This window comes from Streptomyces sp. YPW6 (assembly GCF_018866325.1).
Classification (GTDB): domain Bacteria; phylum Actinomycetota; class Actinomycetes; order Streptomycetales; family Streptomycetaceae; genus Streptomyces.
In genome coordinates, this window is record NZ_CP076457.1 from 7485658 (window position 1) to 7501388 (window position 15731).

Below are 15731 nucleotides of genomic sequence, written 5' to 3' on the forward strand. Positions count from 1 at the left end.
GCGTGACGGTTACCGACACCCCCGCCGCCCCGACGGCCCTGCGCACCGCGACCGGGCGGGAAGCCGCCCGCTGGGTGGCCCGGCACTGCCGGCGGACCCCCTGGCTCACGGCCTCCACCGTCCTCACCACGGTGGCCGGTGCCGCGCTCCAAGTCCTCCCGGTGCTGCTGCTCGGCCGGGTCGTCGACGGAGTCGTCTGGGGCGGGTCCCGCTCGATACTCCTCACCGTCGGCATCCTGATGGCCGCCGCCGCGCTGTTCGGCGCGGCGGCCACCGCGGCCTCCACCTTCCTGATCGGGAAGCTCGGGGCCGAACTGCTCGCCCGGCTCCGCGAGGAAGCCGTACGCGCCGTGCTCGGCATGCCCAGCCAACGGGTCGAGGAGGTCGGCCGGGGGGACGTGCTCTCCCGGGTCGGAGACGACGTGGCCGTCATCTCCAAGGGCATCCGGACGGCCGTCCCCACCGTGTTCTCGGCGGGTGTCCTCGTCGCCATCGCGACGATCGGCATGTTCGGCCTCGACTGGCGGCTCGGCCTGGCCGGGGCCTGCGCGCTGCCCGCGTACGCGCTGGCGCTGCGCTGGTACCTGCCCCGCTCCGCGCCCCTCTACCGCGAGCAGCGGACGGCCCAGGCCGACCGCGCCCAGGCCCTGATCAGCGGGCTCAACGGGATCGACACGGTCCGGGCCTACCGACTGGAGGGCGCCGTACGCGAGAAGGTCACGGACGAGTCCTGGCGGGTGCGCAACCTCGGTATCGAGGTGTTCCGCTTCTTCGGCCGGTTCGTCGGCCGGGAGAACCGGGCCGAGTTCATCGGACTCGTGCTGATCCTGGGCGTCGGTTACGCCCTGCTGGAGGCGGACGCCGCCACCCTCGGCGAGGTGTCGGCGGCCCCGCTGATGTTCCACCGCCTGTTCACCCCGCTGGGCGCCATCATGTTCACCTTCGACGAGGCCCAGAAGTCGGGCGCGAGCCTCACCCGCCTGGTCGGCGTCTTCTCGGAGCCCTCGGAGGCGCGCCTGGTGGGTGACGCCCCGGACGTCGGCGTAGCACCCTGCCCGGTCACGGTCCGGGACCTGACGTTCAGCTACCCCGGGTCCGAGGACCCGGTGCTGCGGGACGTCTCCCTGTCCATCCCGGCCGGCGGCTCCCTCGCCCTCGTCGGGGCGACCGGCGCGGGAAAGTCGACCCTGGCCGCACTCGTCGCCGGCATCGGCAGACCACAGGCCGGCTCGGTGCACATCGGTACCCACGACCTCGCGGGCATGGACGAGGCCGGGGCCCGTGCCCTGGTGAGCATCCTCACCCAGGAGACCCACGTGTTCGCCGGCCCGCTCGCCGACGACCTGCGGCTCGCCGCACCCCTCGCGAGCGACGACGCGCTGATGGACGCCCTGCGCACGGTCGGCGCCGGTGAGTGGGCCGGCTCCCTCCCCGGCGGCCTGGACACCCCCGTGGGCGAGGGAGGCGAACGCCTGGACGTCACCAGGGTCGCCCAACTGGCCCTGGCCCGGCTGGTGCTCGGCCGGTCCCCGGTCGTCGTGCTCGACGAGTCGACCGCCGAGGCGGGCAGCGAGGGCGCCGCCGAGCTGGAACGCGCCGTGCTGGCCGCCTGCTCCGGCCGGACCACCCTCCTCGTGGCCCACCGGCTCACCCAGGCGATGGCCGCGGACCGGATCGCCGTGCTCTCGGCGGGACGGGTGGTGGAGGAAGGGACGCACAGCGAACTGGTCGAGCTGGGAGGGCAGTACGCCCGGCTGTGGCACGCCTGGCGCGAGGGGAGCTAGCGCAGAACCAGGCCGACGGTCGTCCACATCGCACGCCTCGAAAGGAAACGGAGATCTCGATGTCGCAACCGGGTGCTTCTCGCATACTGCTCTCCCCCTCCCGGCTGGACGCCGTGCGCCGGCGGGTCGGCGACCACAGCGACCGGACCGTCGTCGAGGCGTGCGCCGTCTCACTCGCGTACTGGGCGACCGGTGCGGTCCCCGACGGTATGGACCTCACCCCCGCCACCTCCTTCCCCGACCTCCTCGCCCGGGTCGACGCCGTGAACGGCGCCGGAGGATGGGAGACCGACGTCCGGGCCCTCGGTATCACCGTGCCGCCCGGCGTCGACCGGGCCGAAGCCCAGCGGGCCCTGGACGACCTGGCCGACTTCCCCGACCGGCCCCTCGGCACCATCGGCCCGTCGGACCCCCGCACGCGCGCCGAGGAACTGGCCCGGTGGAACAGCACCCGGGCCGACCGGGCCCGCCCGACCGTCATGGAACTGTTCGCCGAGCAGGCGCGCCTGCGGCCGGACGCCGTCGCGATCACCGACGAGCACCGGTCGCTGACGTACCGCGAAGCAGCCCAGCTGTCCGCCCAGTTGGCCCACCATCTGATCGAGCGCGGCCTCGCACCCGAGCAGACCGTCGGCATCTCCCTCGGCCGGTCCGCCGAGATGGTCGTCGGCCTCCTCGCCGTTCTCCAGGCCCGGGGCGCGTTCGTCCCGCTCGACCCCGCGTGGCCCGCCGCCCGCAGGTCCGCCGTCGCCGAGGACGCCCGGATCGTCCTCCAGCTCAACGCCACCGGCAAGGCCGACGCCGGGGAACCGGACGCCGTCGCCGTCGACCTCGCCGACTGGACGTACGCGGACCGTCCGGCCAACGCGCCCGACGCGACCGTCCCCGGCGACGCGCTGGCCTACGTCATCTTCACGTCCGGCTCGACCGGGCGGCCCAAGGGCGCCATGATCCGGCACGAGGCGATCAGCGAGCGCCTGCTGTGGCAGTCCCGCGAGATCCTCGGCTTCGGTCACGACGACGCCTCCCTCTTCAAGGCCCCGCTCTCCTTCGACATCTCCGTCAACGAGATCTTCCTGCCGCTCACCACCGGCGGCCGGCTCGTCGTCCTGCGGCCCGGCGGCGAACGCGACCCGCAGCACCTCCTCGGCGTCATCGCCGAACAGCGCGTCACCTTCACCTACCTCGTCTCCTCCATGCTGGACGTCCTCCTGGAGATGGCGGGCGACTCCGGGCGGCTCGACACCCTGCGGCACGTGTGGTGCGGCGGCGAGGTCCTCACCCCGGAGCTGTACGAGCGCTTCCGCGCCCGCCTCGGCATCCCGCTGTACCACGGCTACGGCCCGGCCGAGACGACCATCGGCGTCTCCCACGTCGTCTACCGGGGAGCGGCGACGCGTCTGTCCACGTCGATCGGCAAGGCCAACCCCAACACCCAGCTCTACGTCCTCGACGACGAACTGCGCCCCGTCCCGGTCGGCGTCGGCGGCGAACTGTACGTCGGCGGACTCCTGTTGGGACGCGGCTACGTGGGCGCGCCCGGTCTCACCTCGACCCGCTTCGTCGCCAACCCCTTCGCCACCGACGGGTCCCGGCTCTACCGCACCGGAGACCTGGCGCGCTACGCCCCGGACGGATCGCTGGACTTCCTGGGCCGCGCCGACCACCAGATCAAGATCCGGGGCATGCGGCTGGAACTGGAGGACGTCGAAGCCTCCCTCGCCGAGCACCCCGGGGTCCGGCACACCTGCGTCGTCGCGAAGAAGAACACGGCGGGCGGCACGTACCTGGTCGGCTACGTCATCCCCGCGGGCCGCGACGAGGATCTGAGCGGCGACGACGTCAAGGCGTGGGCCGCGGCGAACATGGTGGAGCACATGGTGCCCACCCACGTCGTCGTCCTGCCGGAGTTCCCGCTCACCGCGAACGGCAAGGTCGACCGGAACGCACTGCCCGAGCCCACCGCGGCCACCGGCACCCTCCAGGCGCCCGCCACCGAGAACGAACGGCTGGTGTGCGAGGCCGTCGCGACGGTGCTGCGTCTGGACGCCGTCGGCACGGACCAGGACTTCTTCCAGCTCGGCGGCGACAGCATCCTGGCGATCTCCCTGCTCAGCGCCCTGCGCGAGGCCGGCCTCCATGTCAGCGCACGCCAGATCTTCACCCATACCGTCGTGGGAGCACTGGCGGCGGTGGCGAGCCGCGAATCCGTCACCACCGTGGACCACGGCGATGTCCCGACCGGCACCGTCGTCGGATCGCCCATCGTGCAGTGGCTCGGCGAGACCACCGACGCCATCGACGGCTTCGTGCAGTCGATCGTCCTCACCGCACCGGCCGGCCTGACCCCCGACGCCCTCGACGACCTCCTCACCGCCGTGCTCGACCGCCACGACATGCTCCGCGCCCGGCTGGTGCGCGGGGAGCGCTGGGGCTTCGACATCCCCGAGTCCGGCGCCACCGCCCGCTGCTGGGAACAGAGCGACGCCCCGGTCGAGGACTGCGTCGCCCGCGCGACCGCCGCGCTCGACCCGGACCACGGCATCATGCTGCGCGCCGTCTGGCGCCGCGCGGCACGCCAGCTCGTGCTGGTCGCCCACCACGTGGTCATCGACGGCGTGTCCTGGCGCATCCTGATGGACGACCTCGCCACCGCCTGGCGGCAGCACTCCGCGGGCGAGAGCGTCGAACTGCCGCCGGTGGGCACATCGTTCCGGCGCTGGACCCAGCTCCTGAGCCGTACCCCGTTCGACGCGGACCGTACGCACCACGCCGCCACGCTCCCCGCCGCCGACGCGCCGATCGGCAGGCGGGCCCTCACCGCCGCCGACACCGTGGCACGCGAACGGACCCGGACGGTCCTGGTCGGCCCCGCGACCACGGCCGCGCTGCTCGGGAAGATCCCCGCCCTGTTCCACGCGGGCGTCAACGACGTCCTGCTGACCGCCCTCGCCCTCGCCCTCGCCCGCTGGCGACGGGACCGCGGCCAGGAGCAGACCTTCGCCCACATCGAACTGGAAGGGCATGGCCGCGAAGGCCGCTTCGTCGCGCCCTCGGCCGGATTCGAACCCGAACTGTCGCGTACAGTCGGATGGTTCACCACTCTCTACCCGGTCACCGTGGACCCCGGCACGGCGAGCGACCTCACCGCACCCGGCCACCTCGCCGCCGCCCTCAAAGCGGTGAAGGAGGACCTCGCCCGCGTACCGGCGGGCGGCCTCTCCCACGGGGCCCTGCGCTACCTCGCCGACGGCGCACCGGCCGGGGGCCCCGCGCCCCAGGTGCTCTTCAACTACCTGGGCCGCTTCGACGCGGGCGGCGCGGACGACTGGCAGCTCGCGGGCACGTCCGGGCAGCTGGGCGAGAGGCGGGACCCGCGCATGCGGCTGCCGCGCGCCCTGGAGTTCAACGCGATCGCCGAACCCGGCACCACCGGGGCCTTCGAGCTGGCCACCACCATCTCCTGGCCCGAAGGAGTGTTCACCGAGGACGACATCACCACCCTCGGTGACCACTACCGCGCCGCCCTCACCGCCCTGGCCGCGCTCGAGAGCGGCGGCCACACGCCCAGCGACTTCCCCCTCGTGCCGCTGACCCAGGCCGACGTCGACGCCCTGGACGGCCCGGCCCTGCACGACATCCTGCCGCTGACCCCGCTGCAGGAGGGCCTCTACTTCCACTCCGTGTTCGACGACGACGCCACGGGAAGCTACGTCGAGCAGCAGGTGATGACGCTGGACGGCGACGTCGACACCGACCGGCTGGCGGCGGCGGCCACCCGGCTGCTCACCCTCCACCCCAGCCTGTCCGCGCGCTTCACGGCCCTCGCGGACGGCCGGGTCGTCTCCGTCGTCGAGAGCGGCGCCCGCCCGCCCTTCACCACCCTGGACGGCCCCGCCCGGACCGGTGAGGAGATCCGCGAACTCGCCGAGCAGGACCGGCGGGCCGGGTTCGACCTCGCCACCGGCCCCCTGATGCGCTACACGCTGATCCCCGCCGGCGCGGGCCGCTCGGTCCTCGTCCAGACCGTGCACCACATCATCGCGGACGGCTGGTCGGTCCCGCCGATGCTCCGCACCCTGCTCGCCGAGTACCACGCACCGGGATCGGTGTACGCGCACGGCGACCACCGCGCCTACCTGGCCTGGCTCGCCGCACGCGACCGGGACGAGAGCGACCGGGTATGGCGCGAGGAACTCGCCGGACTGCCCGGCCCCTCCCTGGTCGCCGAGGGCCACACCCCCTCCGAGCACTTCGCCGACGTCACGGCGGAGCCCGACGAGGACATCGAGGTGGCCGCACGCACCGCCGGGGTCTCCCTGAGCGTGGCCGTGCACAGCGCGTGGGCGGCGACCCTGGGCGGGCTGCTGCACAGCAGGGACGTCGTCTTCGGCTCCACCGTCTCCGGACGCGACGCCGACGTCCCCGGCATCCGCGACATGGTGGGCCTCTTCATCAACACCATCCCGCTCCGCGCCCGTTGGTCCGCCACCGACACCGCGTACGACCTGCTGGACGCCGTCAAGCGGCACCAGGGCGCGGTCCTGCCGCACCAGCACGTCTCCCTGGCCCGGACCGGCCGGCAGAGCGGCACCGGCACCCTCTTCGACACCTTGGTCGTCTTCGACGTCGCCACCGACGTGACCGCCCTGCGCGGACCCGACGACACCCTCGTCATCACCGACATCGTCAACGAGGGGGCACCGCACTACCCGTTGACGCTCGTCGTCGGACGCGCACCGAACGGCCGGGCGCGCTTCCACCTGATCCACGACACTGAACTCCTGCGCCCCGCGGGTGCCGAGGCGATCCTCGACACCTTCACCCGGACCCTCACCGAACTGCTCGACCGCCCGGACGCTCCGGTCGACGCACTGCTTCCCGCGCCCGGCAGGGCCCCGGCGCAGGAGGTCCCGGCGACCCTGGGCGAGCTGTTCGACGCCGCCGCGCACCGCGACCCGGCGGCCACCGCCGTCACCCAGTGCGCGATGGACGGCACCACCCGCTCGCTCACCTACGGCGAACTGGCGGCGGAGAAGGACAGGCTGGCGTCCGCCCTCCGTGCGGCCGGGGTCCGCGCCGGGCAGCGGGTCGCCGTCGCCGTCCCGCGCTCCCTGGAGCAGGTCGTCGCCCTGGTCGCCGTCGTCACGGCCCGGGGCGCGTACGTACCGCTGGACCTGGCCTACCCGGACGAGCGGCTGGAGTACGTCCTCGCCGACGCCGCCCCGCAGGTCGTCCTCGTGGACCGCGACCAGCAGGGCCGGTTCGCCCGGCTCCTGGAGAGGGCCGGGGTGGCGGCCCGCGTGCTCGTCCAGGGCGAGGACCTCCCGCGGGCCGACGGACCCGCCGCGCCCGGCGTCCGCCCGGGGGACCCGGCGTACGTCATCTACACCTCGGGGTCGACCGGCCGGCCCAAGGGCGTCGTCGTCCCGCACTCCGCGGTGACGGCGCTGATCGCCGGCACCCGGCCCGACATGGACTTCGGCCCCGACGACGTCTGGGTCCAGTTCCACTCCTTCTCCTTCGACTTCGCCGTCTGGGAGATGTGGGGAGCACTGGCCCACGGAGGCGAACTGCTCGTACCGGACTACGCACTGACCCGCTCACCGGTCGACTTCCACCGGCTGGTCCGCGAACGCGGTGTGACCGTCCTCAACCAGACCCCCTCCGCCTTCCACCGGTTCATCGAAGCCGACCTGCACGCCGATGAGCCGGTCACGGCGCTGCGCCGCATCGTCTTCGGCGGCGAGGCGCTCGACCCCGGGCGGCTGCGCGGCTGGGTCGAGCGGTACGGCACCCGTACGCCCGAGCTGGTCAACATGTACGGCATCACCGAGACCACCGTCCATGTCACCCACCGGGTGCTCACCCGCGAGGACGTCGGCCGGGACGGCGACGCCGGCCCCATCGGCGGTCCGCTCCCGGGCCTGACCGTGCATCTGCTCGACGACCGGCTGCGGCCGGTGCCACCGGGCCGGGTGGGCGCGATCTACGTCGCGGGCGACCAGGTCTCCCTCGGCTACCTGGGCCGCCCCGGGCTCACCGCCGGGCGCTTCGTGGCGAACCCGTTCGCCGCGGACGGCTCCCGGATGTACCACACGGGCGACCTCGCCCGCCGGACACTCGACGGCGAGCTGGAGTTCGCGGGCCGCGCCGACGACCAGGTGCAGCTCAAGGGCTTCCGTATCGAACCGGGTGAAGTGGAGGGTGCGGTCAGGGAGGTGCCGGGCGTCGTCGACGCGGCCGTCACCGTCGCGGACGGCGGCGATCACCTCGTCGCCCATGTCGTCGGGGAGCCGCCCGCCGACCTCCTGGCCCACGTCGCCGCCAAGCTTCCCGCACACATGGTGCCGGGCCGGGTCCTGCCGCTCGACGCGCTGCCGCTGACGGTCAACGGAAAGCTGGACCGCAAGGCCCTGGCCGAGCGAGCCGCACAGCCGGACATCACCGGGAACGCGGCCCCACCGTGCTCCGACGGCTCCGCGCTCACCGCCCTGACCGGCATCTTCGCCGAGTCGCTGCCCGGTGCCACCGTCGACGCCGACACCGACTTCTTCGGCGCCGGGGGCGACAGCATCATCGCCATCACCGTGATCAACCGCGCCCGGGTACTGGGCCTGCCGATCGCACCCCGGGACGTGTTCCTGTTCAAGACGCCGCGCGCCCTCGCCGCCCACCTCGCGACGCACGCCCCGGACCCCGTGCCGCCGGTGCCCTCCCCCCGCGAGGACGGCCCCCTGCCCCTCACCCCGATCATCCTGCGCCGACGCGAACTGGGCGGCCCGCTCGACCGGTTCGCCCAGGCCAGGGCCCTCACCGTGCCCGCGGGCGCCGGCCTCGCGGACATCCGGCGCGCCGCCGACGCCGTCGTGGCGGCCCACCCGGCCCTGCGGCTGCGACTGCACGTCGAGCACGGTGTCTGGTCCCTGCGCACCGAACCGGCCCGTCAAGCCTGTGTCGTCACCGAGGACACCGCCGACGCGACCGCCGCGGCGAACGAGGCGGCCGGACGGCTCGACCCGGCCACCGGGGACGTCGTCGCGTTCTCCTGGCTCGCCGCGACCCGCACCCTGGTCGTCACCGTCCACCACATCGCCGTGGACGCGGTGTCCTGGCTCGTCCTCCTCGACGACCTGACCACCGCCCTGAGCAGCGATGCCGCTCTGCCACCGCCGACCACCTCCTACGCCGCGTACGCCGAGGCGCTGGCCCTGCGGTCCGCCGAGGCGGCCGACGGCCTCGGCCACTGGATCACCACCCTGAACGCCCCGCCACTCGTGCCCACGGTCCGGGGCGCCCGGGAGGCCACCGTCGTCCTGCCGCCCGGCGCCAGTGACCGGGTGACCCGCGACGCGCCGGGCGCGCTCGGCCTCGGCCTCACCGAGCTGCTGTGCGGGGCCCTGCGCACCGCGCTGACCCGGATCCAGGCCGAACCCGCCGACCTCGCGGTCGACCTGGAGCGGCACGGACGCGTCCCGGCCCGGGACGACCACGACTACTCCCGCACCGTGGGCTGGTTCACCTCCATCGCTCCCGTACGGCTGACCGCCCACACCGACCCCGTCGCCGCGGCCCGCGAGGCCGACGCACGCCGCCCGGACGAGGACGGCCACATCGCCTACGGCCGGCTCCGCTACCTCAACCCGCAGACGGCCCCGCTGCTGACCGCCCGGCCGCAGATCCTGTTCAACTACCTCGGCCGCGGCAGCGAATCGGAAGCTCTGCGCATCACCGGAGCCGACCAGGGGCCCAGCCCGTACGCCGTCGAGGTCAACGCCTGGACCGACGTGGCCACCGGCTCCCTCCACGCGGCCTTCACCCTCGCCGACGCGGTCCCCGACGCGATCACCGGCCACTGGCTGACCGCCCTGGAGCAGATCGCGGACGCGTGCGCGACGGCCGAGCGCACGGCACCCGTCACCCCGCTCCAGCGCGGCCTGTACTTCCAGGCCCAGCTGACAGGCACGGGGGCGGCGAGCGCGGAGGCAGGGGGCGTGGAAGGGGCGGCCACGGCCGGTCACTACGTCGCGCAGAGCTGGTTCGCCTTCGACCGGCGCCTGGACCCCGACGCGCTGGCCGAGGCGATGGCGTACGTCATCGGCCGCCACCCCGTCGTCGGCGCGGGCTTCACCACCGACGCGGACGGAAACCCCGTCCAGGTCCTCTCGGCGGGCCGCCGGGTCCCCGTCCGCACCCTCGACCTGGCCTCCGACGCCGAGGCCGAGGCCCTGCGCACCCGGGACCGCGAGCAGGGCTTCGACCCGGGGGAGCCGCCGCTCGTGCGGATGACCGTGGTCCGGCGGCCCGACGGCCGCGACGGCCTGCTGCTCAGCTACCACCTGCTGCTCTGGGACGGCTGGTCCCGCGAGATCCTGCTGCGCGACCTCTTCGACGCGTACGAGGCCGTCCTCGCCGGCGAGCCGTGGGACGCGACGCCCGCCGTGCCGGGCTTCGAGGAGTACGCCCGCGAGCTCGCGGCCAAGGACCCGGCCGGTGCGGAGCGCTTCTGGGCGGAGCACCTGGCGGGCCTGCCGGGGCCGACACTTCTCGCCGGGCCCGCCCCGGCCCTGTCCGGGGAGCTGCCCCGGCCGCTCGTGCACACCCTCTCCGCCGAGCTGTCGGAGCTGCTGCGCGAAGCGGCCCGCGCCCGGGGCGTGACGCTCAACTCGGTGCTGACCGGAGCCTTCGGCCTCTTCCTCGGGGCCCGCACCGGCCGGAGCGACGCCGTGTTCGGCGTCACCGTCTCCGGGCGCGAGGGCGAGGGGCACGGCGACATCGTCGGCGTCCTGCTCAACACCGTCCCCCTGTGGACGCGGGCCGGGCCCGCCGACTCGGTCGACGCCTACCTCGCCTCCGTGCAGGTGGCGCGCGTCGCGGCGATGGACCACGAGCACCTGGGCCTCGGCGAGATCCAGCGGGCCGCCGGACACGACACCCTGTTCGACAACCTGTTCGTGCTGCAGAACTTCCTGGACGCGGACGCGTTCGACGCGATGAACGCCCGCCACGGCATCACCGAGGTCCGGGCCGACGACTCCACCCACTACCCCTACACCTGGGTCGTCACGCCCGGCGACCGGCTCACGGTCAAGCTGGAGCACCGCCACGGCGACGCCGAGAGCGCCCGCCGCCTCCTCGACGACTACCTGCGCGTCCTGGAGGACCTGGCCCGCACCACCGGTCCGGTGGGCGCGCTGCCCGGACTCGGCCCCCACCCCGCACCCGCCGCCCGCACCGAGGTCGGCACCGACACCGTGGTCGACCGCTTCGACCTCGCGGCCGACCGCGCCCCGGACCGGACCGCGCTCGTCGCCGGCCGCGCGACCCTGACCTTCGCCGAACTCCAGGAGCGCAGCCGGGCCGTGGCGGGCGTCCTCGCCGCACGGGGCATCGGGCCCGAGACGACGGTGGGCCTGGCGATCCCGCGCTCCCTCGACTGGATCGCCGCGCTGTTCGCGGTGCTGCGCGTCGGGGCCGCCTACGTACCGCTGGAGCTGGACCACCCCGACGAGCGGATCACCGCGATCCTCGACGACGCCCGGCCGGAGGTGATCCTCACCGTGAGTACGGTGTCGCCCCGGCTGAAGGGCGAACTCATCGAGCTGGACAGGCCGTTGCCCCGGGCCGAGCCGTACACGACGTTCGCGCCGGACGATCCGGACCGGCTGCGCCATCCCGCGTACACCATCTACACCTCCGGCTCGACCGGAAAGCCCAAGGGTGTGGTGACCGAATACGCCGGTCTCACCAACATGCTGATCAACCATCAGCGTCGCATCTTCGAACCGGTCCTCGCCGAGCACGGCCACCGGACCTTCCGCATCGCGCACACCGTGTCGTTCGCCTTCGACATGTCGTGGGAGGAGCTGCTGTGGCTCGCCGACGGCCATGAAGTGCACATCTGCGACGAGGAGTTGCGCCGCGACGCGCCCCGGCTCGTCGACTACTGCCTGAGGTACGGCATCGACGTCGTCAACGTGACCCCCACCTACGCCCAGCAGTTGGCCGCCGAGGGGCTGCTGGACGACCCGCAGAGGCGTCCCGCGCTCGTCCTGCTGGGCGGCGAGGCCGTCACCCCGACGCTGTGGCGGCGCCTCGCCGAGACCGAGGGCACCGTCGGCTACAACCTGTACGGGCCCACCGAGTACACCATCAACACCCTCGGCGTCGGCACCTTCGAGTGCCAGGACCCGGTGGTCGGCGTCGCCATCGACAACACCGAGGTGTACGTCCTGGACCCCTGGCTGCGACCGCTGCCCGACGGCGTCCCCGGCGAGCTGTACGTGTCCGGCATCGGCATCGCCCGCGGCTACCTGGGCCGCAGCGCCCAGACCGCGCTGCGCTTCGTCGCCTGCCCCTTCGGTGAACCGGGGGAGCGCATGTACCGCACCGGGGACCTGGTGATCCGCCGGCCCGACGGGAACATCGCCTACCTCGGCCGCACCGACCAGCAGGTCAAGATCCGCGGACACCGGGTCGAACTCGGCGAGGTCGAGGCCGTCTTCGCCGCGCACCCGGCGGTGCGCTTCGCCGCCGCCGTCGCCCAGCCCGACCCGGGGGTGGACGGCGCGTACCGATTGGCCGCCTACCTCGTCCTCACGGACCCCGCCGACCTCGCCCAGGTCGCGCACGAGGTGGGTGCCGCGCTGCCGGACTTCCTGCGCCCGACGCACTACGCCCAGGTCGACGGCATCCCGCTGACCGTCAACGGGAAGGCCGACACCAAGGCACTGCCCGAGGCCAGGCCGCTCGGCGCCCTCACCACGGCGGGGGAGCGCGGCCCGCGGACCGACACGGAGCGCGTCGTCTGCGCTTTCTACGCCGAGGCGCTCGACCTCGACGACGACGAGGTCAGCGCCGTCAGCGACTTCGTGTCGCTCGGCGGGCACTCCATGCTGGCCGTACGGCTGATCGGACTCCTGCGCCGCGAGTACGGTCCTGTCATCACCATCCGCGATCTGTTCACGCTGCGCACCCCCGAAGCGATGGCCCGCCACCTCGACGAGAACTCCTGACCCTGATGAAGACTGCTGACACCGAGCGTCCCCGCCAGGGGACCGCCATCCTGAAGACGGCACTGCGCCGCAACATCGGCGCCATGGTCGCGGGCACCGTCCTGATGGGCCTCTACCAGGCGGCGGAGACCGCGTTCCCCATCGCGCTCGGGCTCATCGTCGAGCACACGATGCGCGACCGCACCCTCGGTTCGCTCGGCGTGTCGATCGGCTCGCTCGCCGTGATCATCACGACGGTGTCCCTCTCGTGGCGGTTCGGCATGCGCGTGCTGCAGAAGGCCAACACGACCGAGGCGCACCGCTGGCGGGTCCGGGTGGCCGCCTGCGGGCTCCAGCCGGTGGCCAGGGACACGGAACTGAAGTCCGGCGAGATCCTGACCATCGCCACCGAGGACGCCGACCAGACCGCCGACATCATCGAGGTGGTGCCGCTGCTGGTCAGCTCCCTGGTCGCGGTCGTCGTCGCGGCCGTCGCGCTGAGCCTCGCCGACCTCCGGCTCGGTCTGCTCGTGGTGGCCGGCACCGCCGCGATCCTGTCGGTCCTGGCCGTGATGTCGAGGAGGATCGGGGCCGGTACACAGGAACAGCAGGCCAGGGTGGCCCGGGCGGGAGCGAAGGTCGCCGACCTCATCATCGGGCTGCGCCCGTTGCACGGCTTCGGCGGCAACCACGCCGCCTTCGGTGCCTACCGCGAGGTCAGCACGGACGCGAAGCGCCAGGCGATTACCGTCGCCCGGGTGAACGGCACCTACGCGGGCACCGCGCTGGCCCTCAACGCGGCCCTCGCCACGGCCGTCTCGCTGACCGCCGGCTGGCTGGCGTTCGAGGGCCGGATCACCATCGGCGAGCTCGTCATGGCCGTGGGGCTCGCGCAGTTCATCATGGAACCGCTCAAGATGTTCTCCGAGATGCCCAAGTACGTGATGATGGCCCGCGCCTCGGCCGAGCGCATGGCCCTCGTCCTGAACGCGCCCCCGGTGTCGACGCCGGGCCCCGAACGCCCCGAACCCGGCGGAGCCCTGGAGGTCGACGGCGTCCGTCACGGGACCCTCCAGGGGGTCTCCTTCTCCGTGGCCGCCGGGGAGTTCGTGGCGATCGCCGCCTACCAGCCGCGGGCTGCGGCGGAGCTCGCCGCCGTCCTCGCGGTGAACGTCGCCCCCGGGGCGTACGGGGGAGTGGTCCGGGTCGGCGGCCGGGAGATCGGTGACCTGTCGATCGATGCGGTCCGCGAACACCTGCTCGTGAACCCCTACGACGGGGAGATCTTCGCCGGCACCCTCCGCACGAACATCGACCCGTCGGGCCGGGGGCGGGAGATCGCGGAGGCGGTGGAGGCGTCCATGCTCACTGACGTCGTCGCGCTCCACCGCGAGGGGCTCGACCACCCGGTACGGGACCGGGGGGCGAACCTCTCGGGCGGTCAGCGCCAACGGCTCTCGCTGGCGCGCGCGTTGGCCGCCGGGGCCGATGTGCTCGTCCTGCACGACCCCACCACGGCCGTGGACGCCGTCACCGAACAGCTCATCGCGCGCAACGTCGCCAAGCTGCGCCGGGGCCGCACCACACTCGTCCTCACCAGCAGCCCGGCGCTCCTGGACGCGGCCGACCGGGTGCTCGTGCTGGACGGGGGCGTCATCACCGCCGAGGACACCCACCGCAACCTCCTCGCCGGGGACGCGGCGTACTGCCTGGCCGTGGCCCGGTGAGCCACCTCCAGGGAAGGCGGCTCGGCCGCCGGACGCAGGGGGCTCGGCCACCGGACGGCCCCTGCTCGCGGCTCGGCCGCCCCCTGCTCGTCGCTCAGCCCAGGGCCCAGGCGACATCCCTGAGCAGGGCGTGCCGCCAGCCCGCCCGGTCGTGGTCCGAGGCGGACCGCGAGACCCGTACGGTCGCACCGGCCCGCTTGGTGAGCGACTCGGTCAGCTCGCAGTGAGGCAGCATCCGGCTCTCGTGCTCCCCCACGTCGAACGCGCACCGCAGCCGCGACAGGTCGGCGCCCCGGCGCAGCCGCTCGACGAGGGCGCCGCCGACCGACCCGCCCAGCGGATCCGGCAGGCCGGCCGCCCCGGGCGCCCACCAGAAGGACCCCGACTGGCAGGCGACCCGTGAGACCAGCTCCGGGAACTCCAGCGCCGCGTACAGCGCGCTCAGCCCGCCCAGGCTCTGCCCCGCCACCACCAGCCGGTCCAGGTCGGCCGGCACCCCGCAGTCGGCCACCAGCGGCAGCACCTCGTCCCGGACCGCCTCCCACAGCTCCGGGCGGCAGGTGAACTCGGCCTCGCGGTCCTTGGCCGGCAGGAACACCAGGGTGGCCGGGGGCAGGTCGCCCGCCCCGAAGGCCGCGTCGAAGGCGGTCGCGGCCGGGTGCAGATACAGCCAGTCGTCCCCGTCGAGCAGCAGTACCACCGGGCCGCCACCGCCCACCGGATGGACCCGCACGGTACGCCGCCCGCCGAGCCGGTCGCTGCTCCAGCGGATCCGGGTACGGGGGACGGGCGGCACATCGTCCGGGCCGAGGGCGGGCCAGTGCGGCTGGGGCGGGGCGTCCGGCGTCGCGGCGACGGAGCGGTCGGCCCCCGCGCCGGCCGGATTGAACGGATCGGCACGGGCCTCGCCCGCCACGAGGAGGCGGTAGGTCACCCGCAGCCGCGCGGGCATGGACATCACCGCGTACCAGCAGTCGGTGTCCTCCCAGCGCCGCAACGGCACGGGCGGCGACCAGCTCTCGAAGTCGAGCACGGCCTCGGAGCCGCGCCACAGGAACAGGACCCGCCAGCCGTCGTCCGCGGCCACCGGCGCGGGTGTGCGCGCCGCCGCCCAGAACGCTTCGGTGCCGGGGCGGTCCGGCAGCCCGAAGGCGGCGAAGGGGCTCTCGGCGTCCACCGGACGCATGACCGTCTCCTTCTGGGAAGGGGTGAGGACCGGGGCGCGC

General features: G+C 73.9%; 4 protein-coding genes. 3 read left to right on the forward strand and 1 reads right to left on the reverse strand.

From position 1 onward, the window contains the following. Positions 1-2: 2 nt before the first annotated feature. Genes KME66_RS32810 through KME66_RS32820 form a run of 3 tightly spaced genes read left to right on the forward strand, consistent with a single transcriptional unit; the run spans position 3 to position 14505 of the window. Positions 3-1784: an ABC transporter ATP-binding protein gene (locus tag KME66_RS32810; protein ID WP_216328751.1), complete on the forward strand. Its 1782-nt coding sequence runs from the start codon at positions 3-5 to the stop codon at positions 1782-1784. A 59-nt stretch (positions 1785-1843) separates the two neighbouring features. After that, positions 1844-12799, forward strand: a complete 10956-nt coding sequence (locus KME66_RS32815; RefSeq protein ID WP_216328752.1) for a non-ribosomal peptide synthetase — start codon at positions 1844-1846, stop codon at positions 12797-12799. Between the two features lie 5 nt (positions 12800-12804). Beyond that, positions 12805-14505: an ABC transporter ATP-binding protein gene (locus tag KME66_RS32820; protein ID WP_216328755.1), complete on the forward strand. Its 1701-nt coding sequence runs from the start codon at positions 12805-12807 to the stop codon at positions 14503-14505. A gap of 94 nt (positions 14506-14599) precedes the next feature. Here the strand turns inward: KME66_RS32820 and KME66_RS32825 are convergent, their stop codons facing one another. Continuing rightward, complete coding sequence (locus KME66_RS32825) at positions 14600-15691, reverse strand: alpha/beta hydrolase-fold protein (protein WP_216328757.1); 1092 nt, start codon at positions 15689-15691, stop codon at positions 14600-14602. Between the last annotated feature and the right edge of the window lie 40 nt (positions 15692-15731).

Excerpts from the sequence above, each read along its gene's own strand:
- KME66_RS32815 (WP_216328752.1), top strand. The coding sequence starts at position 1,844 with ATGTCGCAACCGGGTGCTTCTCGCATACTGCTCTCCCCCTCCCGGCTG.
- KME66_RS32820 (WP_216328755.1), top strand. The coding sequence starts at position 12,805 with ATGAAGACTGCTGACACCGAGCGTCCCCGCCAGGGGACCGCCATCCTG.
- KME66_RS32825 (WP_216328757.1), bottom strand. The coding sequence starts at position 15,691 with ATGCGTCCGGTGGACGCCGAGAGCCCCTTCGCCGCCTTCGGGCTGCCG.